We start from the raw sequence: 23,930 nt of genomic DNA, 5'->3' as shown, positions 1-23,930 counted from the left end.
CGGAGTGAGGCGGACTCCAACCAACGCCGGATTACAGGTCCAGCTTCAGATCGCCGGGTTTGATCCAGCCGATCTTGCGGAGGATTTCGCCGAAGATAAAGGTCAGCACCGCGGGGAGCACGAAGCAGACCATCAGGATGCCAAGCCACATGTTGGCGCCGCCGCCCATGGCGGTGAACACGCCGATGGGGCCCACCAGGCCGCAGGTGCCCATGCCGGAGCCGGTGGGGATGTTCTCCATCCGGAACACCATGGTGGCGATGGGGCCGGTGATCATGGAAGCCAGCGTGGGCGGGATCCAGATGCGGGGATTGAGCACAATGTTGCCCATCTGCAGCATGCTGGTGCCCAGGCCCTGGGCCATCAGCCCGCCGATGCGGTTTTCGCGGTAGCTCATGACTGCAAAGCCGATCATCTGCGCGCAGCAGCCGGCGGTGGCCGCGCCGCCCGCCAGGCCGTCCAGGGAGAGGGCGATACAGATGGCCGCGCTGCTGATGGGAAGGGTCAGGGCCACTCCGATCAGAGCGGATACCAGAATTCCCATAAAGAAGGGCTGCATCTCAGTGGCGGTTTTCACCACTGTGCCGAACCAGTCCATGAACCGGGCCACGGTGGGGCCGACGCACTGCGCCGTCAGCACGCCGAAAATGATGGTGACTCCGGGTGTTACCACGATGTCCAGCCGCGTTTCCTTGGACACCAGCTTGCCCAGCTCGGTAGCCACCACCGTAGCCACCAGCGCGCCCACCGGTCCGCCCAGGGTGTTGCCCGCGATGCCCACCGTTGCGGCGGAGAAGAGCACCAGCTGGGGCGCTTTTAAGGCGTGGGCGATGGCCACTCCCAGAGCCGCGCCCGTGGCGCTCTTGGCGTACTGGGCGATCACATTGAAACTCTCGATATGTAGCTGCTGCCCCAGGGTGTCGAAGATGGTTCCGATGAGCAGCGAGGCGAAAAGTCCGAAGGCCATAGCGCCCAGAGCGTCGATGAAATAGGCCTGAACGGTGAAGTTCACGTTCTTCTTTTTGAGGAATTCCTTGAAGTTTGACATGATGTTACGCTCCCTTTAGATTTATTTTCGAAGAATTTTTCGTAATTGTTAGGGATTTTACCATAGTTTTAGAAAAAAGCAAGGTTTTTGTAAAAATTCACCTGATATTGATAAAAAATTAACAATATCAAGAGCGCTGACGCAGACCGGACCGTGGGCGAAGAGCGCCCGCGGGTGAAGAGCAGTCTGCGGGTGAAGAGCGGGAGCGCCGCCGCGGGCCGCCTTGCATTTTAAACGCCCGTAGTATATAATGGGAAAAATAATGGAACGCTGTTTTCAGGAAGGATGAGACTGCCAAAGGATGGAGTTTGAACTATTGTATATGATCCAGAAGCTGCATACGCCGTTTCTGGATGAGGTTATGAAAGGAATTACGTTTCTGGGGGAGAGCGGGTGGTTCTGGATACTGGTGGCCGCCCTGTTATTCTGCCAAAAACGGACCAGAAAGATCGGCCTGGCGGTGGCGCTCTCACTGGCGGTGGGGCTGCTGCTGGGAAATATAATTCTAAAGCCGTTGATCGCCAGGCAGCGGCCCTGCTGGCTGGACGGGTCCATTCCCCTGCTGATTGCCAGTCCGAGGGATTTTTCGTTTCCGTCCGGACACACGCTGGCCAGCTTTGAGGGGGCGGTGAGCATTTTCCTGTACCGCAGGGACTGGGGGCTGTGGGCCCTGGCGCTGGCGGTGCTGATCGCGTTCTCGCGGCTGTATCTGTTTGTGCATTTCCCCACAGATGTTTTGGCGGGGGCCGTGTTGGGAACGGCAATCGCCCTGGGCGTGCACCGGCTGCTTAAGCGGACGGAAAAGCGCCGGAAAAATCAGGAAGAGGTGAGAACATGATTGAGCGCGCGCCGGGGATTTTCGAGGTGGAGCTGCACAGCGGGCAGCTGAGCATCAGCGAAATTAAAATATTTATTGTCAAGGGAACGGAAGGCGGACGGAGCCTGATGGTGGACGCGGGCTTCCGCAACAAGGACTGCCTGCGGGTCATGGAGGGAGTGCTTGAGGAGCTGGGGATCCGTTACGACCAGCTGGACATTTTTCTGACGCACAAGCACCACGACCACTGCGGGCTGGCCAGCGTGTACGCGGAGCGGGGAGCCAGGCTGTTTTTGAACCGCCTGGAGGACCGGCACTGCTACGACTGCCTGTACTACAGCCACAGCCACGGGGCCGCGGAGGATCAGCCCCAGGTGCTGCGCAGCGTGGGCGTGACTCCGCAGGACACGCCCGAGGTCTGGGAGATGTTTATGGAGATCAACCGGCGGGCGGAGGGAGAAAAGGGCTGGGAGTTCGACATCCCGGGCTTCTACTACACCCCGGCGTCGGCGGGGGATGTGTTCTGTTACGGGAATTACCGGTTTGAGGCGGTGGAGCTCTCCGGCCACACTTACGGCCAGCTTGGGCTGTATGACGCGGACCAGAAGGTGCTGTTTATCGCGGACCAGGTGATCAACGGGATTGTGCCCATTGTGGGGACCAGCTACCCGGACGAGGGGCTGTTGGCCCGGTATTTTAAATCCCTGGAATACATTAAGCACCATTACGCGGACTGCCTGGTGCTGCCGGCCCACAACGGACCGGTGACGGATCTGGCGGGCACGGTGAACCGGATTGTGTTTTCCTACCTGGACAAGGCGGATATGATCCGCAGCATCCTGGTCCACGGCCGCAGGGCCATGACCACCCAGGAGGTGGCGCGTCTGGCCTACGGCATGGAGCGCGTGCCTGCGGACCAGGCCCAGTTCATCAAGCTGAAAATGGTGATCTCCAAGACGTTCTCCTGCCTGGAATACCTCTACGAGGAGGACTTCGCGCTGCGGACGGAGCGGGACGGGGTGTTTTATTGGGAGGCGCCGTAAAAGGCGGAGACGTTTCCGTTCAGACGGCTTATCTTCCGAAACGGAAATTTCACTTGCATATTTTTCAATATCGTGTATAGTTATAGTCAGGCGAAGGGCGGACCTCTCCCGGTCCGCCTTTGTCAAAATTAAATATGGAAATGCAGAGTAGGTTTATGCGCGTTAAGTGCCGGCTGAACAGGGAGTTGTCAGCTGGACGAAAAGGGAATCATCCCTTGCGGTGCGTAGGCCGCATCCCGCTGCAACAGGGATAGTGTATCATTATCTCCTATTGTAGTACGAGAGGTCTGCAAAGGAGGTAATTTTTTTATGAAGAAATTAGCAACTTTGTTCACCCGATCCCTACAGGAATTCAAGCAGGTAAAAACCGTCACGGTGTGCGCCATGATGGGGGCCGTCGCGCTGGTGCTGGGCAGTCTTTCCGTGGAAATCATTCCCTCGGTGCGGATCGGATTTTCCGGAATCCCCAATGAATTTGTGGCCTGGCTGTTCGGCCCGGTGGTAGGGCCGCTGTTTAACGGCACCATGGATATCCTGAAATACCTGGCTAAACCCACCAACGCCTATTTCCCGGGGCTGACCATGGTCACCATGCTGGCCGGGTGCATTTACGGCTGCTTCTTCTACGGCCGCCCCATGCGCCTGTGGCGGGTATTGGTGGCAAAATTCACGGTCGCGCTGATCTGTAATGTGATCCTCAACACCTTTTGCCTGTCCATTCTTCTGGGCAAGGGATTCTGGCTGCTGCTTCCGCCCAGAATTCTGCGCAACGTGATCATGTGGCCCATCGATTCCCTGATATTTTTTTATCTGGCCAAATTCATGGAAACAGCGGGCGTGCTGCGGCAATTTGGCTTAAAGCCCGCCCTGGAAAAGGGGCCGAAAACCGGCGGGAAGCGTTAAAAAGCTGACGGGCTGTTCCTCAAAAAGTGCAGAAAAATGGGGCTTTGCGTGTTGCAGGGCCCCTGTCTGCGTGCTATGATGCGACTGAACAAAAATGAAACAGTCAGAAGCTCATAGAGGAGGAAAAACGAACATGGCAGTACATGTAATCGACGAGGCAAACCGCTGCCTCCAGTGCAAAAAACCAATGTGCCAGCAGGGGTGCCCCATCCACACGCCCATACCGGCGATCATCAAAGCGATGCGGGAGGGACGTCTGGAGGAGGCGGGAAAAATCGCCTTTGAGAACAACCCCTTGTCCCTGGTCTGCGCCCTGGTCTGCAACCACGAGCGCCAGTGCGAGGGCCACTGCGTTTTAGGCCGCAAGGGCCAGCCCATCCATGTGAGCAGCATTGAAAACTATATATCCGACACCTGTTTCGAGCGCATCGACGTCCACTGCGCTCCGAAAAACGGGAAAAAGGTCGCCGTGATCGGCGCAGGGCCTGCGGGCATCACCATCGCCATCCTTCTGACCAAGAAGGGCTACAGCGTGACCATTTTCGACTCCCGGGACAAGATCGGCGGCGTGCTCCAGTACGGAATCCCGGAATTTCGTCTGCCCAAGACCATCCTGGAGCGCTACAAGAAAAAGCTGCGCGCCATGGGCATCAAGATCCGCCCCAACACCACCATCGGCGGAGCCCTGGAGATCAAGGATCTGTTCCGGGACGGCTACCAGAGCATTTTCATCGGCACCGGCGTGTGGCGGCCCAAGAAGCTGGGCATAAAGGGAGAATCCCTGGGGAACGTGCACTTCGCCATCGACTACCTTGCTAACCCTGACGCCTACGAGCTGGGGGACACGGTGGCCGTAATCGGCGTGGGCAACTCGGCCATGGACGTAGCCAGAACGGTGATCCGCCACGGCTCCCGGGACGTGACCCTTTACGCCCGGGGCGCCCGCTCCGACGCCAGCCTTCACGAAACCCAGTACGCCATGCTGGACGGAGCCAAATTTGAATTCGGCAAACAGATCATTGAAATCAACGACGACGGCCCGGTATTCCGAAGCATTTACAGCGATGAAAATGGAAATATCACCGGTTATGAGGAGAACACCGAGCAGGTACATGCGGACTCTGTGATCATTTCCATCAGTCAGGGCCCCAAGAGCAAGCTTGTGAACACCACGGAAGGCTTAAAAGCCACCGAAAACGGCCTTCTGGAGACAAATGAATACGGCGAGACCACGGTGGAAGGCATCTTTGCCTCCGGCGACGTGGTCTTGGGCGCCAAGACGGTAGTGGAGGCGGTGGCCTACTCCAAGATCGTGGCCGACGCCATGGACCGTTACATGCAGAAAAAGGAGAGCAGAACAGATGAAGATTAATGCAGGAATGCGCTGCCATGACATTTGCCCGAAAATGGAGCTGGAGGAGCTTTTCGGCCAGGTAAAGGCCGCGGGCGTCACCCAGATCCAGCTGGCAATGTCCAAATCCATTTCCAACTACAACTTTACCCCCGGCCACTACAGCGCCGGTTTCGCCCGCCACATCCGTTCCCTTTTGCAGGAAAACGGAATCCACGTGGCGGTGCTGGGCTGCTACATCAACCCGGTGAACCCCATCGAATCCCAGCGGCAGGCAGAGGTAGCCCGTTTCATTGAGCACTTAAAATACGCCCGCGTGATCGGAGCGGACATGGTAGGCACCGAGACCGGACGCCTGGACCCGGACATGGCCGTCACACCCGAGACCTACACGGAAGAAGCCTACCAGCTCCTGTTAAAGAGCATGAGAGAGATCGTATCCGCCGCGGAGAAGCTGGGCGTGATCGTGGGCGTGGAGGGCGTATTCGACCACACGCTGTACAGTCCGGCGCGGATGAAGCGTTTTCTGGAGGACATCGACTCCCCCAACGTGGAGGTAATCCTGGACGCCGTCAACCTGATCGGCCCCGACTCCGTCTCCCCCGAGTCCCAGCGCCGGGCCGTAGAGAAAGCCTTCGCCTACTACGGCGACCGCATCGGAGCCCTCCACATGAAAGATTTCGTCTACGAGAACGGAATCCAGCAGTTCCGGCATGTAGGGGAAGGCGACTTCTGTTTCGAGCCGCTCCTCAAACTGGTCAAACAGAACAAACCCCACATCGCGATGTTGCTGGAAAACTCCAGCCGGGAGCGGTATCATGGGGATGTGGAATATCTGCAAAGCATTTTTACGGGGGTGAGCTGAAAGGGACGGCCATGGCGGGGGAGGGGTTCGGGGGCGAGTTCCGGGAAGTCATGTTGCTAAGGTCCCGACAGCACAAAAGAAGGGGTACCGTGGACATTCACACCGTATTCCTGAAGGAATACGCTGTTCAGGTCCACTCAAAAGCTTGCTTTGAGGCAAGCTTTTGCCCCCTTCTTTTGCACTGCCGGTACCTAAGCACCATTGACTCCCCTCCACACGCCCCCGAACCCCTCCCCCGCCATGGCCTGGCATTTCCTGCCGTAAAGGAAAAGTCCCCCCACAACGCACTCCCAAATAAAGTAAAAGATCTTCCAACCTGATTTTTGGAATAAATTGTAAAATCTCTGGCAAAGGGCAGTCACCTAAGCCAGAGATTTTTTTACCCCAAGGAAAAGCGAGGGAAGAGGTAATCGAGAAAACGTAGTGGGTGAGAGGCAGGGGGGCGGGGATTGAGGCGACTTTGGAGCGGCTCGGAGAGTCTTAGGTCCAAGGAGTCGGGAAAGGCGGGATTGCGCAGGGCGTTCAGCGCCCGGAGCAAAGCGTAGGCGGAGGGGCCGGCATCAGGCCGGCGCTGGAGCTCGGAGCGGTGCCCGGCTTTCCCGGCTTCTTGGGCCTTAGACACTCCCGCCGCGGAAACCGGAGTCTCAAGCCCCGCCCCCCTGCCTCTCACGAACGGATGCATCCCAGCCTCCCCCCCATCCCGTCCTTTCTCCGCACCCTACCCCATCACAATAAACTCCAACAACCTCTCCATATCCTCCTTCTCCGACGCCACAACATCCATTTCCGGTATCTCATTTCCCTGAGTAAACACCTTAGCCATCGCCAAATACTGGGTCAGCTTGGATTTCAGGTTGAGCCGGTCGCCCTCGTCCGTCACCAGCTCCACGCGCCCCTTGCAGGACCCCACTGCCTCGAAAAATCCGTCAATGTCCTTGATGTGTCGAAACTTCATAGCTGTTACCTCCTGGTTATATTTTTCTGTTTTCATCTTATCACTGCCTCCCCATGAATGCAATATATTTTGAATATATTTTGACTATATTAAACTAAAAAATGACAGTATTATATCTAATTTATGAAGTGCACAAGGGTATAAAAATTTATATGAAATAAATATATACATAAAATGAAATAAATATTATCAAAAACTGATGATTTTAGTTGAAGGGCCAGGGGGATTGTGCTATATTGAAATTGCATCGGGAAACGGTGGCAAAAAAGAAGAGGAGGTAGAAGATGAACAGCCAGGATTATGTCAACGAACTATTTAATTTGGAGGGGCACGTGGGGATTGTGACCGGCGCTTCCAGGGGATTGGGGATGGGGATCGCCCAGGTGCTGACAAACGCGGGGGCCACAGTCTACAACCTGGATATCATCGAGCGCAGCGACGAGAAGGAGATCACCGGAAATATGATCGATATCCACGCGGACCTGACCGATCGGGAAGCGGTACGGGAGATTGTGGAGCGGATTGCCGCAGATGAGGGGCATTTGGATTTTCTGATCAACAACGCGGGCATCACCTACAAGTGCCGGGCTGAGGAATATCCCATGGAAAAGTACAAACAGATTCAGGATGTGAACCTGGAATCCATTTTTGAGCTTTGCCGCATGTGTTATCCGTACCTGAAGGAATCCCGGTATATTGGAAGGATTGTGAGCATTTCCTCCATGGCGGCCTATATGGGGCATTCCGGCGTGGTTCCCTACTGCATGACCAAGTCCGGGGTGAAGGGGCTGACCATCGGTCTGGCCGAGGAGTGGAAGCATGACAATATTCTGGTCAACAGCGTGGCGCCGGGATGGTTTTCCACCAAGCTGAACCAGGAGATGTACCGGAAAAATCCGGAACGGCACAAGGCGGCTCTGGCGAAACCTATGCTTGGGCGGTTCGGGGATCCGGTGGAGATCGGATATATGATGCTGTTCCTTCTGAGCCAGGGTTCCACCTATCTCACCGGCCAGGACTTCGCGGTGGACGGCGGCGCGCTGTCCCATGGCTTTTAAAGGGGAGGGCGGAAGATGATGAAATTCAGTTCAACGATGACCATCCAGTACGACACAATTTTCTCTCCTTTTACCGCGGCGCAGTACCCGGAGGCCCTGGACTGGCTTCGGGACAGCGGATTTGACGCCGCCGAGGTGTGCATTTCCCACTACCGGGACCTGGACGTGGAGGGATTTAAGGCGGAGCTTGACAGGCGCGGGCTGGCCTGTTCCAACATTTCCACCGGCCAGGCCAGGACGCTGGAGCACATCACGCTGCTGGATGATGGGGAGACGCTGGAACGGGCGCAGGAGCGCCTGATGGAGCATATCCGGGCCGCGAAGATTCTGGACTGCAAGGTGACGCTGGGGCTGATCCGCGGACTGGGAACGCCGGGGAAGGAGCGGGAGGAGCGGACCCTGCTGGCGCGAAATCTGGAGAAGGTGGTGGATTACGCCGGGCAGCAGCGGGTGAAGCTGATTCTGGAAACCATCAACCGTTATGAGACGGCGCTGTTCAATACTGTGGATTCCTGCATGGATTTTATTGAGCGGGATCTGGGCAACCCGGAGTGCGTGGGCGTGCACTGGGATGTGTTTCACGCTAACATCGAGGACCGGGACTTCGGGGAAGCCATTGACCGCATGGGGGACAGGCTTATGCACGTGCATCTGGCGGACTCCAACCGCTGGTTTCCGGGGTATGGCCATCTGGATTTCCCGGCTATTTTCCGGCTGCTGAAGGCGGCGGGATTTGAGGATTACTGTTCGTTTGAGTGCTTTAATCTTCCGTCGCGGGAGGCCATTCTGGCGGAGGCCGGACGGTTTATCGGGGAGATGAAGGCGGTGATCCGTTGAAGACCGCTTATTTTAGAATTTATGAGGCGGATAATGTGGCCATCGCGCTGGAGCAGTTGGAGCCCGGTTGTGAGATTCAGTTCACGGGCGGCTGCTGCACGGCCGCGGAGGTGATTCCCAGAGGCCACAAGGTGGCTCTGTCTGATCTGGAGCCGGGCCAGGACGTGATCAAGTACGGTTATCCCATCGGACACGCCACAAAGCGGGTGCGCGCAGGCTCCTGGGTGCACTCCCACAATATGTGCACCAACCTGGAGGGCACGCTGGAATATGAGTACCGCCCGTCTTACAGCGTGAGGGCGGGAGAGCAGGGGGCGCCGGGAGCAGTGGCCCCTGCGGGAATGCCGGGGGCGGTGGCCCCTGCGGGAACGGCGGGAGCGGCGGCCCCTGCGGGAACGGGGGCCCTGGCGCGCCTGTCGTCCGCCCCTTCGGGACCAACGTTCAAGGGCTACCGCCGCAAAAACGGCGCGGTGGGGGTGCGCAATGAAATCTGGATTATTCCCACAGTTTCCTGCGCCAACCACACGGCGGATGTGCTGGCAAAGCTGGCCTCCGTGGAATTCGGCGATGCCTGCGACGGCATTTTCGCGTTTCCGCACAATTCCGGCTGCTCCCAGCTGGGGGACGACCACCGGATGACGCAGAAGCTACTGGCCGCCATCGCCAAACACCCCAATGCGGGCGGCGTGCTGCTGGTGAGCCTGGGCTGCGAGAATAACAATATCCACGAATTTCTCCCTGTGCTGGGGGATTACGACCGGGACCGGTTCAGGGTGCTGGTCACCCAGGAGGCCGGGGATGAGATCGGGACCGGGCTGGAGCTTTTGCGGGAGCTGGCGGAGATCGTGAAGCGGGATAAGCGGGTGCGGGTGCCGGTGTCGGAGCTTAAAATCGCCTTCAAGTGCGGAGGCTCGGACTCCCTGTCCGGCGTGACCGCCAATCCGCTCTGCGGCACTGTGGCCGACCGGATCACTTCTCTGGGCGGTTCGGCCGTGCTGACGGAGGTGCCGGAAATGTTCGGGGCTGAGACGATTCTCATGAACCGGGCCGACTCCCGGGAGACTTTTGAGAAGGTGGTGAACCTGATCAATTCCTTCAAACAGTATTATCTGGACTATGGCCAGCCGGTGTACGAGAATCCGTCCCCGGGCAACAAGGAGGGCGGGATCACCACTTTGGAGGAGAAATCCCTGGGCTGCGTGCAGAAGGGCGGCCGCGCCGTGGTGAGCGATACCCTGGACTACGGGGAACCGGTTCGCAGGCCCGGATTAAACCTGATGACCGGGCCGGGAAACGACAACGTCAGCATCACCGACCTGGTGGCCTCGGGCGCGCAGATTCTGCTGTTCACCACCGGCAGGGGGAATCCGCTGGGCACTGCCATCCCGTGCATTAAACTCTCGTCCAACACCGCTCTGTATGAGCGCAAGCGCCATTGGATCGATTTTAACGCGGGCACTATCGTGAACGGGGATTCTCTGGAAAAGCTGTCGGAAAAGCTGTGGAAGCTGGTGCTGGAAGTTGCCTCGGGCAAGAAAACCCGCAGCGAGATCAACGGGTTCCGGGAGATTATGCTGTTTAAAAGCGGAGTGTTGCTGTAGCGCGCAGGGCGGGTGAGTCCGGCGGCTCCGTCCGCCTGCGGCCCGCCGGGCGCCGCCTCTGCGCCCCCGAACACGGCCCGCCGGGCGCCGCCGTCCCTGCGCCCGCGCGCCCACATACTGCGCGCCGCCCCCACGCCGCCGCGCCGCCCACCTCCCACCCCCCACAAAAAAATCCCCCGCCACCCGGGCGCCACAAGAACCGCGCCCGCTGACGGGGGATTTATTGATTTTCAGCCGCATTCCAATCTCATTCCGGCACAAGAACCTTACCGGACCTCTCAACCGCGCCCCCGCGGTCCCGCTCACGAATATTTCAGCATAATATTGTGTTCGCTGCAATACTGTTCGATGGCCGCATCCGGCTTCTTGTTGGAGCAGATGATATTAGCCAGCGTGACCGGTCCCAGGGAGATGAGGGAGGTGTGCCCGAACTTGGAGTCGTCCAGCACAAAGCAGATGGTTTCCGATTTCTGGGTGGCGGCCAGCTTGGTCTCCCGCTCCATGGGATCGCTGTGGGAGAAGCCGTTGGCAAGGGACATGCCGGAGGCCGCGATAAACGCCTTGGTGATGTTGTAGGGCGCGAAGGCCTCCTTGGCGTTGGTGGGGGTGAAGGAATTGTTCTTTTTGTTTAAGAGGCCGGGCAGGACGAAAACCGTCACGTTGTCCAGGGCCAGGGCTTTTATGATGATGTCGATGTTGCCGGTGATCACGGTGATGTTTTTCAAATGGCTCACATAATCCAGGATATAGCAGGTGGTAGAGCCGCTGTCCAGGTAGATGATGTCGTTCTCCTGGATGAGCTGCGCCGCGTAGCGGCAGGCCTCCTTCTTGGCCTCGGTGTTTAAGCTGGCCCGCAGGTGGAAGGGCATGAATTTGCGCTTGCTGGTGGTGTAGACGCAGCCGTAGCTCTTGTTGATCGTACCCCGCTCGCAGAGCACGGTGACGGCGCGGCGCAGCGTGCTCATGGATATATTGAACTCATTGCACAGGGCGGTCATGGACACGTTGTCGTGCTCCTCAACATAATCTTCAATTCGTTTCAATTTCTGCTCGTTCACAAGATTCTCCTTTGCATAATCAATTCTAAACTATCACTATTTGGTTGCCATATTTTTGAAATGTTTCCTCATATTCGTCATTTAACGGCTGATCGGTAATCAGAGTGTTAATCCTGGATGTCGGGCAATAGGTCATTAAGGTGCTGTGGCCGATCTTGCTGTGGTCGGCCAGCAAAAATACCTCCTCCGCCTTCTGGGCGGCGATGCTTTTGATTTTGTATTCCTCCACGGAAAAATTGGTGGCCCCCGCGTTTAGGGAGAAGCCGACGCACGAGAGAAATGCCTTGAGTATGTTGTAGGTTTTCATCTGCTGGGAACAGCTCTCGCCCGTAAAGGACATGGTGGCCCGGTTGAGAATGCCGGGCAGCGTGGCCAGGGTAATGTTGGGCTTTTTGATCACAGCATTGATAATATTGACACTGTTTGTGATGATTGTCAAGGGCAACTCATCCGGAATGTAAAAGGGGATGAAGCTGGTGGTGGTCCCGTTGTCAATATAGATAATGTCGTGGGCCCGGATCCTGGAGGCCGCGTAGCGGCAGAGCCGCTGCTTCTCGCTGACATTCTGAATCTCCGGCGCCTCGGAGTAAGGGTGAAAGACCGCGTTCCCTCTGGGCACGGCTCCGGTCTCCACGGTGACCCCGCCGTAAACCTTCTTGATGTCGGGATTCGACTCCAGGATGGTGGCGATGTAACGGCGCACGGTATTGATGGAGACGTCGAAGTGATCCTGCAGCTCCTTTAAGGAAATGGTCTGCCGGAACCGGATATATTCTTCCATTTCTAACAATTTTGCACGTTTCATATTGTATACCCCCCTGCGTTATGAATTCATTATACCCAAGACATGCTCAAAAAGCAATAAGCGAATGTCAAAACCCGCGATTGTACGGCCGCCGGAACATGAAAATAGGTATGGTGATATTGGCTATATATTGGAGCTATTTTGATAATAAAATGATAACATAGAAAGGGACGATTCGTCAACTCACTCTTTTGACATAAAAATGATCACAAAAAGACGTAAAAATAACTTGAAAAAATATTAATTATGTACTATGATGGGAAATGATGAAACAAATATTATCAAAAAATGAAACAAAATTAACTAAAAGCGTGAAAGGAGAACATGATGGGAGAGGCAAAAAAATTGAGATTCTATGCGAACGGCGAGTACATTGTTTCCAAAACCGAGAAGTACATGGACGCATATAATCCAAGTACCGGGGAGGTAATCGCAAAAGTTCCCTGCTGCACGGAGGAGGAAGTGGAGTATGCCATCTCGTGCGCCAGGCAGGCATATCCCGGCTGGTCGTCCACGCCGGTGATGAAACGGGTGCAGATTCTCTACAAGCTGCGGGACCTGCTGGTGGAGCACATGGATGAGCTGACCTATCTGGTGGCTTACGAAAACGGAAAGGCCTGGGAGGAGGCCAAGGGGGACGTGCTCAAGGCCAAGGAGGCCACGGAGCAGGCGATTTCCGCTCCGTCCCTGATGATGGGGGAGAGCCTGATGGACGCCTCCGCGGGTTACGACACGGTTCTCTACCGGGAACCGCTGGGCGTGTTTGCCGGGATCGTGCCCTTTAACTTCCCGGCCATGATTCCTATGGGCTGGATGACCCCCATGTGCATCGCCTGCGGAAATACCATCGTGCTGAAGGCCGCCACCTTCACGCCTCAGTCCTGCATGCGCATCGCGGAGCTTTACAAGGAGGCGGGGCTTCCCGACGGCGTGATCAACATCGTCACCTGCTCCCGCACCGAGGCTGAGATTTTCCTCAACCACCCGGACGTGAAGGGAATCACCTTCGTGGGGTCCACCAGCGTGGGCAAACACATCTACGCCACGGCCGCCGCGTCCGGCAAGCGGGTTCAGGCTCTCTGCGAGGCCAAAAACCACGCGCTGGTGCTGGAGGACGCTCCGGTGGAACGGACCGCGGCCGGAATCATCAACGCGGCCTTCGGCTGCGCGGGCGAGCGCTGCATGGCCCTGCCGGTGGTGGTGGTTCAGGAGAGCATCGCCGACGCCCTGGTGGAGGCCATTGTGGAGCAGGCGAAGAAGATCACTGTGGGACCGGCCTACGAGAAAACCACGGCCATGGGACCGGTGGTGAACGCGGGACACAAAAAGTCCGTGCTGGCCTGGATTGAAAAGGGCCTGGAGGAGGGCGCCAGTCTGGTGCTGGACGGCCGTGACGTCAAGGTTCCGGGCTATGAAAACGGATTTTATATCGGGCCCACGATTTTTGACCATGTAAAGCCCGGCATGACGGTGGGAGATTCGGAAATCTTCGGGCCGGTGCTGTGCATCAAGCGGGTTAAGAACTTTGAAGAGGGGCTGGCGGTGATGAACCACAACCCATTTGCCAACGGCTCCGTCATCTTCACCCAGAACGGCCATTACGCCAGAGAGTTCGCGAGACACACGGACGGCGGCATGGTGGGTGTGAACGTGGGAATTCCGGTGCCGGTGGGCGTGTTCCCCTTCTCCGGCCACAAGAATTCCTTTATCGGCGATCTGCACTGCCTGGGCAAGGACGGATACCGCTTCTACACGGAGACCAAGGTGGTCACCACCCGCTGGTTCGACGAGGAGGAGCGGAAGAAAAAGACGGTCAGCACCTGGGATGGGACGATCTAAGACAGGAGAGGCGCAAAAACGGGACCCGCGCTGGCGGGAACGAAACAGGCGGGAACGGAACGGGCGGGGACTGCGCAGGCGGAAACCGCACAGAAAGGATGAAGATCATGAGTATCATAACATTTGATTCCAGCCGGAAGCTGGATGTAATCCCGATTGGGAGAATTTGTTTGGATTTTAACCCGGTGGAATATTTTAAACCCTGGCCCCAGTGCGACAATTTCAAAAAGTACGTGGGCGGCTCCCCGGCCAATATCGCCGTGGGAATGGCCCGGCTGAACTGCAAGGTAGGTTTTATCGGCTGTATCTCGGACGACCAGATGGGAGATTTCTGCATCCAGGTGTTCGAGGGCGAGGGCATCGACACCTCCAATATCGTCCGGGCGCGCCACGGCGAGTCCATGGGCCTGGCCTTCACCGAGGTGACGGACCGGGATCACTGCGGGCTGATCATGTTTCGGGATCACGTGGCGGATCTGCAGCTGGAGTCCTCGGACGTGTCCGAGGAGTACATAAAGAGCGCGAAAATGATCGTGGTCAGCGGAACGGCCCTGGCGGCAAGCCCCTCCCGTGAGGCGGTGCTCAAGGCCATCTACTATGCCAAGAAGAACGGGACCGTCATCGTGTTTGATATCGACTACCGGCCCTACACCTGGAAAACGGACGACGAGATCGCCCTCTATTATTCCATGGCGGCCAGGGAGGCGGACATCATCATGGGCTCCCGGGAGGAGTTCGACAAGACCGACGCCCTGCTGGGCCGTGAGATGACCGACGAGGAGATCGCTCAGAGATGGTTCGGCGAGCGGGCGAAGATCGTGGTGATCAAACACGGCAAACAGGGCTCCACCGCCTACATTCAGGGCGAGGGATCCTACAGCATAAAGCCCTTCCCTGTGGACGCGGTCAAGTCCACGGGCGGCGGGGACGGCTACGGAAGCGCGTTTTTAAACGGCCTGTTAAACGGCTGGGACATCATGCGCTGTCTGGAGTACGGCAGCGCCTCCGCTTCCATGCTGGTGGCCAGCCACGGCTGTTCCCCTGATATGCCGAAGCTGGAGGAAATCACGGAGTTTATCCGCAGGGAAAAGGAACTGTACGGGGAAATGATTGCAGTTGCCAAGTGAGACGGAGGAGAGACATGCTGTGCAATTTGAAGGAGGCGGCCCGCATCGCCATAGCGGAAAACAGCGGGCTGCCGGCATTTAACGTATTCGGCTATGAGGACGCGGCCGCTGTGATCAGTGCCGCCGAACGGATGAACCGGCCGGTGGTGCTGATGACCAACAAGGTGGCCGTGGCCCATATGGGGATTCCGGTGCTGGCCGGGATGCTTTTGGAGATGGCCAGGCGGTCCGAGGTGCCCACCTGCGTGCACCTGGACCACGCCACGGAGCTGGCGGACATCCGCCAGGCGGTGGACAGCGGTTACACGTCCGTGATGATCGACGGCTCCCAGCTTCCCTTTGACGAGAATGTGGCGGTCACCCGGGCTGCGGTGGAGATTGCCAGGCCCAGGGGGGTGAGCGTGGAGGCGGAGATCGGTTCTGTGGGCTACAGCGACAACGCGGACGCCAAACGCCGGTTCACGGACCCCGGGGAGGCGGAGCGCTTTGCCGCGCTGACCGGGGTGGACGCCCTGGCGGTGGCGGTGGGAACGGTGCACCGCATGGAGACCCAGGGGGTGGACTTGCAGTTCGACCTGCTGCGCCGCATCCGCCAGGTGGTGAAGATTCCTCTTGTGATCCACGGCTCCACGGGCGTGGCGGACCGGGATCTGCGCCGTCTGATCGAGTGTGGGGCGGTGAAAATCAACATGGGCACCACCCTGCGCATGGTGTTCGGCCAGACGCTCCGGGAACAGATTGAGGAAAATCCAAAACTGTTCGATCGAGTAGAAATGTACCAAAAATGTATGAAAGCTGTAGAATGCAAGGCTATTGAGAAAATAAAATGCCTTTAAAAAGTAGAAGATAATCAAAAGTTACTCAAAAATATTAAAAAAGATAAAGTTTTGTTAAAATTGTTGACGAATACTCGCAAAGTTGCTATAATCGTAAACATAGAAAATGCACAAAAGAAAAAGCGGATCAAACGTATAACAATAAAAAATGACCAAAAAGAGGGATGAAATGAAGGCGCTTGTGATTGACCTTGGCAGCAGCTTTGTAAAGTCTGCAATACTTGATCTTGAAAATGGGAAACTTTTGAGTCAAAAAAAGACCATATCTTCGTCAAAAAGAAGATACGACGACAAGCTCCTTTTCGAGGTGCCGGCCGGGTCCATCGTGGATACGGTGAAGGAGCTTTTGGATCAGGGAACCAGGGAATACGGCGATCTGACCTCCCTCCTCCTGTCCACGCAGATGCACGGTTTTGTCTACCGGACCGGGCAGACGCCGGAACCTGTCTACGTGTCCTGGCAGGACATGAGGTGCCTTCACCAAAAGTCCCCGGGACTCACGTACCTGGGATACCTGCAGGAGCTGTTTTCCAAGGAGGATATGGAGGACTGCGGCGTGTACATCAAGCCCTCCCTGGGGCTGTGCAACCTGTACACCATGCTGGAGGAAAATCCCGGCCTGGACCGGAACGGCACCCTCTACACCCTCGGGTCCTACGTCATAGAGCAGTTGACCGGGAATAATATCTGCCACATTACTAACGCCGCTCCCCTGGGCCTGGTGGACGTCCGGCGGCGGCGCTGGTCGGAGAAGATTCTGCGCAAAGCCGGATTTGAGGGGATCAGGCTTCCGCAGCTGGCGCCGTCGGATTTCGCCTCCTGCGGCAGCTGCACGGTGAATGGGCGGACGGTTTCGGCCTACCCGGATTACGGCGACCAGCAGATCGCGGTGCTGGGCTCCATGCCGGAGCCGGGGGACGGCCTGATCAACATCGCCACGGCCGGGCAGGTGTCCATGGTCTCGGATGTGTTTGAGCCGGGAGAGTACGAGATCCGGCCCTATTTTGAAGGGCGGGTGCTTCGGACCATTTCCAATATGCCTTCCGGCCGCGGGCTGGACGTTCTGGTGCGCTTCATTACCGGCGGAACAAAGCTTCTGACCGGAGCCGAGGTGAGCGTGGGAGAGTTCTGGTCCGCTTTTGAACGGCAGTTCGTGGAGGACAGCCAGGGGATCGCGGTGGATATGAGTTTTTACGCCACCCCTCAGAAGCTGGACGGCGGTGAAATCCGGGGGATCACCCAGAACAACCTGAACGTCAACACCCTGTTCTCGGCGGCTTTCCGGGATATGGCGGAGACGTATTGGAAAAATCTGGGTATCCTTGCCGGAAGCCAGCCCCTGGAGCGGGTGGTGTGCTCCGGAGGCGTTTCCTGGAAACGGCCGGAGCTGATCCGCATGATCGGCCGGGTGACGGGGCTGCCCTGCCGCCTGTCGGCCCTGGACGACGAGGCTATGGCCGGACTCTACCGGATGGCTCTCTGCTGCAGCGGAATCTGCCGGGGACTGGACGATAAGAGGGAAATGATCCTGCGCCTGTGAAGGCCCGGACCGGCCGGGCGGGATTGCGGCCCGGACAAGAGAGAACAGAAGGGGTGAGAGAGTTGAAGACAGTAAAAGAGAAGATCAGAGACCGGGAGCCGGTGTTCGGCACCATGATATCGGAGATGGCCTGCCCCAATCTGGCCCGGATCTTTAAGGCGGCGGGTTTTGCCTACATGATTGTGGACTGCGAGCACGGATATTTCGACTATTCCCAGCTGGCGGCCATGGTTTCGGTGGCAAACGGCGCGGGGATCGGCGCGGTGGTGCGCATTCCCACCATTGACCGGGGGGTGATCACCAAGGTGCTGGACATGGGGGCGGACGGGCTGCTGGTTCCTATGGTGAACACGGCGGATGAGGCCAGGCAGATTGTATCCTACGCCAAGTACCCTCCCCTGGGACACCGGGGGGCGTCCACCCAGCGGGCCCACACCAATTACGACCCGCCGAAGCTGGAGGAGTATTTTGAGATCGCCAACGCCAGAACCATAATTCTGGCACAGATCGAGACCCGGCAGGCCCTGGACCACGTGGGGGAGATCGCCGCGGTGGAGGGAATCGACGCGGTGGTGATCGGGCCCAACGACCTGTCCATCGACCTGGGCGTCCCGGGGGATCTGGGGGCTCCGGCCATGAAGGAGGCCCAGCGCATTGTGGCGGAGGCTGCCGCGCGGGCGGGCAAGGCCTCGGGTATGATCACCTCCCGCACGGATGTGATCCGGGAGTGCCGGGACCGCGGTATGACGGTTTTGAGCTGCGACAGCGAGGTGGGAATGCTTCTTAAGATGGCGCGTAAGGTGATGGGCGAGCTGCAGGCGTGAGAGGGTTAATTGGCTGCTGCGGCCTTACATAACAGGTTTTACATCAAACGAAAGTCGGGTGAAGAGATGCTTGATGTGACAAGAAACAATCTGGTGACAAGATTCTGCGGGGACGTGGAGCTGCCGCCCATGTACAGAATCCGGCAGAAGTTCGACGCCTCCCACATCGGGGAGGAGGAGCTGCCGTCGGTGGTCCGCGGGGAGCTTGAGCGGATGGGAGATCAGGTCCGGCCCGGGATGCGGATCGGAATCACCTCGGGGAGCCGGGGCGTGGCCAACGTGGCCCTGATCACCAAATGTATTGCGGATTTTTTAAAGGAAAAGGGGGCGGATCCCTTTGTATTTCCGGCCATGGGCAGCCACGGGGGCGCCACGGCCGAAGGACAGCGGGAAATCATCGAATCCTACGGTGTGACGGAAGAATATGTGGGCTGCCCCATTCTCTCCTCCATGGAGACGGTGGAAGTGGGGAAACGGCCCGACGGCAAGCCGGTGTTTGTGGATAAAAACGCCTTTGAGGCGGACGGTATCGTGCTCTGCGGCCGGATCAAGGCCCACACGGCCTTCCGCGGCCCCTACGAGAGCGGCCTCATGAAAATGGCCGTGATCGGCATGGGCAAGCAGCACGGGGCCGAGCAGGTCCACGAGTCGGGCTTCCATAATATGGGAAAACTCATGCCCCAGGTGGCCCGGGTGATTTTTGACAACACGAAGATTCTGTTCGGTCTGGGCCTCATCGAGAACGCCTTTGACAAGACCTGCAAGGTGCGGGCCCTGTTGCCGGACGAGATTTGGGAGCAGGAGCCGGAGCTGTTAAAGGAGGCCAAGGGCCGGATGGGCAGGCTGCTCCTGGACAATCTGGACGTGCTGGTGGTGGACCGCATCGGCAAGGACATCAGCGGGGACGGCATGGACCCCAACGTTACGGGGCGGTTCGCCTGCGCTAAGTCGGCCAGCGGCGGGATCAACACCCAGCGCATCGTGGTTCTGGGCCTGACGGAGGCCAGCCACCACAACGCCAACGGCATCGGCATGGCGGACGTGACCACCAGGCGGCTTGCGGCGGATACGGACTTAGATGCCACCTATCCCAACGCGGTGACATCCACGGTGCTGGACGTGGTGAAGATTCCCTTTGTGACGGAGAACGATCAGACGGCCATCCGGCTGGGCGTCCGGACCTGCAATGAGATCGACCGGGAACATCCCCGGATCGTGCGGATACAGGACACCATGCATTTGGAGGAAATTGAAATCTCGGAGGCCCTGCTGGCAGAGGCTCAGGCGGACCCCGATATCGAGATCGTGGGAGGCCCGTATCCCTGGGCTTTTGACGAAAACGGAAACTTGTGGTGATTTACCAAAGCGTAATTAAAATAAAACGAATTGAAGGAGGAAATGGTATGAAGAAAATGAGAAGAGGTTTTGCGCTGGCTCTGGCATCCGCCATGGTACTGCTGACCGCGTGCGGCGGCAGTCAGGGGGCGTCCGGCTCTGCGGCCCCCGCGGACACACAGGCCACCCAGGCCCCTGAGGCGGGGAAGGACAGCGCTGCCGCTGCGGACACCACCGCGGCCGCTGCCAGCGGGGACGTGATCAAGATCGGCTGCCCCCAGCCCCTCACCGGAACCAACGCCCTGGTAGGCGACACCACCGTGAAGGCGGCCCAGCTGGCGGTGAAACAGATCAACGAGCAGGGCGGCCTCTTGGGCAGACAGGTTGAGTTGGTGGTTTACGACGACCAGGCATCCCCCGAGGAGGCGGTAAAGATCGCCACCAAGCTGATCGAGGTGGACAAGGTGGACGTGGTCTGCGGCTCCTTAATCAGCAGCTGCGTACTGGCCTCCGGACAGTTCTTCGAGGAAGCCAAGATTCCCTGCATCGGAACGGGCTTAAGCTCCACCTGGATGAAGCAGGGCTGGGAGTACGTGTTCCGCGCCTGCCCCAACGCCGGAATGGGCATGCCCGCTCTGGCTGAGTACATGAAGAACCTGGGGATCGACAGAATCGCCATCTTCCAGGGCCAGGACGACTCCTCCGCCTCCGGCGCAGAGGATATGAGAAACGCCTGTAAGGACGCTGGAATCGAAGTGCTGACCTCCGAGACGTACGTGGAAGGCGACACCGACTATTCCGGACAGATCGCTAAGATCTTAAACAGCAATCCCCAGGCCGTGTTCACCTCCACCTTCTCCCCGACCCAGGCTCCCTTTGCCAAGCAGCTGAGACAGTTCGGATACGAAGGTCTGGTATTCAACAAAGAGACTCTGTCCATTGACAACATCAAGGTGGCCGGCGACGCCGGTAACGGATACTGCTTCATGTTCCCCTATGTGACCTACAACAGCGTGGACGAGATTCAGGATCCCATGATGAAGGAATTCAGCCAGGCGTATTTTGACGAGTACGGCGCAATGCCTTACCATGACTGCGCCTACAGAGCCTATGATTCCATGATGGTTCTGAAGAAGGCCATCGAGATCGCGGGAGCCACCGACGGCGAGGCGGTCAAGAACGCCATCCTGACCATCAAGGATTTCGAGACTCTGGGCGGCATTCAGGACTTTACCAAGGGGGACGGCGAGGGCATGAGCCTGGAGAACTTCAAGCCGTGGATCGTTTGGGGCGGACTTCAGATCGACTTAAACGAGTGGTTAAAGACCGACGACTGGACCGCTATGAAGGAACAGATGGGACTTTAATGGAACACGGAAACAACATTTGAATAGTGATTGAGAAAATGGGGAAGGCGGGTTGAGGTAACTCGCCTTTTCCCGAAAAAGACATCTGTCGAGAGGGGGAAACCGCTTCTATGTTATTTCAGATTATCATTTCAGGCCTGGTGATCGGCAGCGTTTACGGGCTGATTGCACTGGGATACAGCCTGATTTACAAGTCGTCCGGCCTCATGAGCTTCGTGCAGGGCGACATGCTGACCTTCGGCGCGTTCCTGGGTTACACCTTTTACGGGGTTCTGGGAATTCCGTTTTTCATTTCCTTTTTTATGGTCATTTTCCTGATGTTTCTTCTGGGTTTTGGCATCGAGAAGGGCGTGATCCACCGCCTGGTGGCCAAGGGGGTCAACCCCATCTACACCGTGCTGGCGACCATCGCCATCTCCTATATCATCCAGAACGGCTCCATGGTTCTGTTCGGGTCGGACATCAAATACTTCCCGCCGGTTACGTCGGTCAAGAGCATCCGGCTTCTGGGGCTCAGCGTTCAGACTGAGGCGGCGCTCTGTATCATAGCCTCCATCATTTTCATGATCCTGTTTAACTTCTTCATGAACAAGACCAGCCACGGAACGGCCATGAGGGCCGCCACCATGGATCCCATGGCGGCCAGGGCCTGCGGAATCGACGTGGGCTTCACCACCGGACTTTCCTGGGCCATCGCCTCCGGTATCGCGGGCTTCGCCGGGATGCTGATCGGGCCGGTATACGGCGTGTATACCACGGTGGGCGCGGTGATCGGCCGCAAGGGCTTCAGCAGCGCCGTGATGGGCGGCTTCGGAAACATGCTGGGAGCCATCGTGGGCGGCGTGCTTCTGGGGTTGATCGAGACCTTTCTGTCCGCCTACGTATCCTCGGCGCATAAAGATATCATCGCATATTCCATCCTGCTGATCTTCTTGTTTGTGAAGCCGACCGGTATCTTCAATGAACGCGCAATCGCTGACTGATAGGAGGAAGGTATGAACAAGACAATTTCGAAAAAGAATTTCATCATTTTGGGAGTGATTCTGGTTGCCTTTCCGTTTGTCGCCGACAAGCTGTTTAACTGGAACTACGGTGTGCTCCTGGCAAACTTTGCGATCCTTTACATCATCGCGGTGTCCGGCCTGGACATCCTGTTCGGATATTCGGGGCAGATTTCCATGGGCCACGCGGCATTCTACTGCATCGGCGCTTACGGCTCCGTGCTGATTCACCAGTTCACCGGGCTCCCCGTGATCGTGACCATCTTAATGGGTACGGTGATTGCAACCTTGATCGGCGCCCTGCTGGCTTACCCGGCTTCCAAGCTGGTGTTCCATTTCCTGTCCCTGGCCACCATCGCCTTCGGAGAGGTGGTTTATCAGCTGGTAGCCCAGTCCCCGGGAAATATCACGGGCAACTTTACCGGCAAGTTCACGGATACCATCTCCCTGTTTGGGTTTAAGCTGAATTCTTACACCAAATATTATTATTTTTCAATGATCTGTATGGTTATCTTCATCGTGATCAAGGTCAACCTGGTGCACTCCAGGGTGGGGCGGGCGTTTATCGCCATCCGCGAGAACTCCCACGCGGCCAACGGAATGGGAATCAATGTGCGCAAGTACAAGGTCATCGCCTTTGCCACCAGCGCATTTTACACGGCCTTTGCCGGCGGGCTTTACGCGCATCTGGTGCGCTTTATCAGCCCGGATACCTTCACCAACAAGCAGTCCGTTATGTTCCTGACCATGCTGCTGTTCGGCGGCAGCGCGTCCGTCGGCGGAACCGTGACCGGCGTGTTTACGGTCCAGTTCTTAAACGAGATCCTGCGCTCCGCGGAGCGCTACCAGCTGCTCATCTACGGCATCCTTCTGCTGCTGGTGATCCTGGCGTTCCCGGGCGGCTTGTACGGGCTGATCAAACAAGTGATCGCAAAGTTTAAATCGAAGAAGGGGGAGAAGGCTAATGCTGCAGGTTGATCATCTTACCTTAAAATTTGGCGGATTGATTGCAAACAACGACGTATCCATGCAGGTTCAGGAGGGTAAGATCACCGGTCTGATCGGTCCCAACGGAGCCGGAAAGACCACCTTTTTCAACTCCATCAGCGGCGTATACAAGCCCACCAGCGGCACCATCACCTTCCTGGGCAAGCGGATCGACGGCCTCCAGCCCTATCAGATCAACCAGATGGGCATGTCCAGGACCTATCAGGTCATCAATCTGTTCAAGAAAATGAGCGTGGTGGAGAACGTGATGGTGGGGATGCACCCCCACATGAAGCAGGGCTATTTCGCCTCGGCCTTCAAGACCGCCGGGGAGCGCCGGGAGGAGCGGGAGTGTTACGAGCGGGCCTACGAGCTGCTGGATTTCGTGGGGTTAAAGGGCAGGGCCTTTGAGCAGGCCGGATCCCTCTCCTATGGCCAGCAGCGCCACCTGGAGATCGTGCGCGGCCTGGCCAGCAATCCCAAGCTGATTCTGCTTGACGAGCCGGCCGCGGGTATGAACTCCAAGGAGAAGGAGGAGTTAAACGAGCTGTTGTACCGCATCATCGACCGGGGCGTGTCCATTCTGATCATCGAGCACGACATGAAGCTGATGATGGGCGTGGCGGACTACCTGTACGTGCTCAACTACGGCAAGCTGCTGGCGGAGGGCACCACCTCCGAGATTCAGACGAATCCGGAAGTGATCAAGGCATATTTGGGAGGTGACGAATAG

At 57.5% G+C, this 23,930-nt stretch carries 22 protein-coding genes and 1 riboswitch; of the genes, 18 read left to right on the top strand and 4 right to left on the bottom strand.

The window, feature by feature from the left end; genetic code table 11:
- Positions 1-31: 31 nt before the first annotated feature.
- Positions 32-1,048, bottom strand: coding sequence for a PTS transporter subunit IIC (locus ACK2JC_RS05630; protein WP_092362224.1), 1,017 nt, complete (start codon positions 1,046-1,048; stop codon positions 32-34).
- 301 nt (positions 1,049-1,349) lie between these two features.
- Here ACK2JC_RS05630 and ACK2JC_RS05625 point away from each other — a divergent pair, with 301 nt between their 5' ends.
- From ACK2JC_RS05625 to ACK2JC_RS05605, 5 genes are all read left to right on the top strand, one after another.
- On the top strand, positions 1,350-1,886 hold the full coding sequence (locus tag ACK2JC_RS05625) for a phosphatase PAP2 family protein (RefSeq protein WP_320938161.1): 537 nt from the start codon (positions 1,350-1,352) through the stop codon (positions 1,884-1,886).
- On the top strand, positions 1,883-2,908 hold the full coding sequence (locus tag ACK2JC_RS05620; RefSeq protein WP_092362228.1) for an MBL fold metallo-hydrolase: 1,026 nt from the start codon (positions 1,883-1,885) through the stop codon (positions 2,906-2,908). The genes ACK2JC_RS05625 and ACK2JC_RS05620 overlap by 4 nt, the downstream gene beginning before the upstream one ends.
- 141 nt (positions 2,909-3,049) lie before the next feature.
- A riboswitch (THF riboswitch) is annotated at positions 3,050-3,152 on the top strand.
- A gap of 65 nt (positions 3,153-3,217) precedes the next feature.
- Complete coding sequence (locus ACK2JC_RS05615) at positions 3,218-3,811, top strand: folate family ECF transporter S component (protein ID WP_320938160.1); 594 nt, start codon at positions 3,218-3,220, stop codon at positions 3,809-3,811.
- Between the two features lie 133 nt (positions 3,812-3,944).
- Entirely contained in the window at positions 3,945-5,183 is a 1,239-nt protein-coding gene (locus tag ACK2JC_RS05610) for an NAD(P)-dependent oxidoreductase (protein ID WP_320938159.1), read from the top strand.
- Positions 5,173-6,027, top strand: coding sequence for a sugar phosphate isomerase/epimerase family protein (locus ACK2JC_RS05605; protein ID WP_320938158.1), 855 nt, complete (start codon positions 5,173-5,175; stop codon positions 6,025-6,027). Before ACK2JC_RS05610 ends, ACK2JC_RS05605 begins: the two co-directional genes overlap by 11 nt.
- A 718-nt stretch (positions 6,028-6,745) precedes the next feature.
- On the opposite strand, the gene ACK2JC_RS05600 is transcribed toward ACK2JC_RS05605, so the two are convergent.
- Complete coding sequence (locus tag ACK2JC_RS05600) at positions 6,746-6,982, bottom strand: polya polymerase (protein WP_368272217.1); 237 nt, start codon at positions 6,980-6,982, stop codon at positions 6,746-6,748.
- Positions 6,983-7,266: 284 nt separating this feature from the next.
- Between ACK2JC_RS05600 and ACK2JC_RS05595 the strand changes: the two genes are divergently transcribed.
- The 3 genes from ACK2JC_RS05595 to ACK2JC_RS05585 are packed head-to-tail and all read left to right on the top strand — an operon-like array spanning position 7,267 to position 10,478.
- Positions 7,267-8,040: an SDR family NAD(P)-dependent oxidoreductase gene (locus ACK2JC_RS05595; protein WP_107434447.1), complete on the top strand. Its 774-nt coding sequence runs from the start codon at positions 7,267-7,269 to the stop codon at positions 8,038-8,040.
- A 15-nt stretch (positions 8,041-8,055) separates the two neighbouring features.
- Complete coding sequence (locus tag ACK2JC_RS05590; RefSeq protein ID WP_227169238.1) at positions 8,056-8,877, top strand: sugar phosphate isomerase/epimerase family protein; 822 nt, start codon at positions 8,056-8,058, stop codon at positions 8,875-8,877.
- Positions 8,874-10,478 carry an altronate dehydratase family protein gene (locus ACK2JC_RS05585; protein ID WP_320936151.1) on the top strand — a complete coding sequence of 535 codons (1,605 nt, stop codon included), beginning with the start codon at positions 8,874-8,876 and terminating at the stop codon, positions 10,476-10,478. Before ACK2JC_RS05590 ends, ACK2JC_RS05585 begins: the two co-directional genes overlap by 4 nt.
- Before the next feature lie 302 nt (positions 10,479-10,780).
- On the opposite strand, the gene ACK2JC_RS05580 is transcribed toward ACK2JC_RS05585, so the two are convergent.
- Together ACK2JC_RS05580 and ACK2JC_RS05575 are read right to left on the bottom strand one after the other, a co-directional pair.
- Positions 10,781-11,536: a DeoR/GlpR family DNA-binding transcription regulator gene (locus ACK2JC_RS05580; protein WP_092362243.1), complete on the bottom strand. Its 756-nt coding sequence runs from the start codon at positions 11,534-11,536 to the stop codon at positions 10,781-10,783.
- A 25-nt stretch (positions 11,537-11,561) separates the two neighbouring features.
- Positions 11,562-12,341 carry a DeoR/GlpR family DNA-binding transcription regulator gene (locus ACK2JC_RS05575; RefSeq protein WP_368272216.1) on the bottom strand — a complete coding sequence of 260 codons (780 nt, stop codon included), beginning with the start codon at positions 12,339-12,341 and terminating at the stop codon, positions 11,562-11,564.
- Positions 12,342-12,686: 345 nt separating this feature from the next.
- Here ACK2JC_RS05575 and ACK2JC_RS05570 point away from each other — a divergent pair, with 345 nt between their 5' ends.
- From ACK2JC_RS05570 to ACK2JC_RS05525, 10 genes are all read left to right on the top strand, one after another.
- Entirely contained in the window at positions 12,687-14,180 is a 1,494-nt protein-coding gene (locus tag ACK2JC_RS05570; protein ID WP_368272215.1) for a CoA-acylating methylmalonate-semialdehyde dehydrogenase, read from the top strand.
- A gap of 107 nt (positions 14,181-14,287) precedes the next feature.
- Positions 14,288-15,307, top strand: a complete 1,020-nt coding sequence (gene iolC, locus ACK2JC_RS05565; RefSeq protein WP_092362372.1) for a 5-dehydro-2-deoxygluconokinase — start codon at positions 14,288-14,290, stop codon at positions 15,305-15,307.
- Between the two features lie 14 nt (positions 15,308-15,321).
- The gene (locus ACK2JC_RS05560) at positions 15,322-16,143 is read left to right on the top strand and encodes a class II fructose-bisphosphate aldolase (RefSeq protein ID WP_411338461.1); all 822 of its coding nucleotides are present in this window, start codon (positions 15,322-15,324) and stop codon (positions 16,141-16,143) included.
- Positions 16,144-16,312: 169 nt separating this feature from the next.
- Positions 16,313-17,683, top strand: coding sequence for a sedoheptulokinase (locus ACK2JC_RS05555; RefSeq protein ID WP_368272214.1), 1,371 nt, complete (start codon positions 16,313-16,315; stop codon positions 17,681-17,683).
- A 62-nt stretch (positions 17,684-17,745) separates the two neighbouring features.
- The gene (locus ACK2JC_RS05550; RefSeq protein WP_276950203.1) at positions 17,746-18,507 is read left to right on the top strand and encodes an HpcH/HpaI aldolase family protein; all 762 of its coding nucleotides are present in this window, start codon (positions 17,746-17,748) and stop codon (positions 18,505-18,507) included.
- Positions 18,508-18,582: 75 nt separating this feature from the next.
- Positions 18,583-19,863 (top strand): lactate racemase domain-containing protein, encoded by a 1,281-nt coding sequence (locus tag ACK2JC_RS05545; protein WP_320936155.1) that lies wholly within the window; start codon positions 18,583-18,585, stop codon positions 19,861-19,863.
- A gap of 47 nt (positions 19,864-19,910) precedes the next feature.
- Positions 19,911-21,209 carry an ABC transporter substrate-binding protein gene (locus ACK2JC_RS05540; RefSeq protein ID WP_368272213.1) on the top strand — a complete coding sequence of 433 codons (1,299 nt, stop codon included), beginning with the start codon at positions 19,911-19,913 and terminating at the stop codon, positions 21,207-21,209.
- Positions 21,210-21,319: 110 nt separating this feature from the next.
- A complete protein-coding gene (locus ACK2JC_RS05535; protein WP_092362255.1) occupies positions 21,320-22,192 on the top strand; it encodes a branched-chain amino acid ABC transporter permease in 873 nt (290 codons plus the stop codon).
- A 12-nt stretch (positions 22,193-22,204) separates the two neighbouring features.
- Positions 22,205-23,188 carry a branched-chain amino acid ABC transporter permease gene (locus tag ACK2JC_RS05530; RefSeq protein ID WP_227169231.1) on the top strand — a complete coding sequence of 328 codons (984 nt, stop codon included), beginning with the start codon at positions 22,205-22,207 and terminating at the stop codon, positions 23,186-23,188.
- Complete coding sequence (locus ACK2JC_RS05525) at positions 23,175-23,930, top strand: ABC transporter ATP-binding protein (protein WP_320936157.1); 756 nt, start codon at positions 23,175-23,177, stop codon at positions 23,928-23,930. The genes ACK2JC_RS05530 and ACK2JC_RS05525 overlap by 14 nt, the downstream gene beginning before the upstream one ends.

It is taken from the genome of Enterocloster lavalensis, assembly GCF_046603895.1.
Lineage (GTDB): Bacteria > Bacillota > Clostridia > Lachnospirales > Lachnospiraceae > Enterocloster > Enterocloster lavalensis.
The sequence above is the reverse complement of the archived record's forward strand: the minus strand, read 5'-3'. Positions and strand labels throughout refer to the sequence as shown.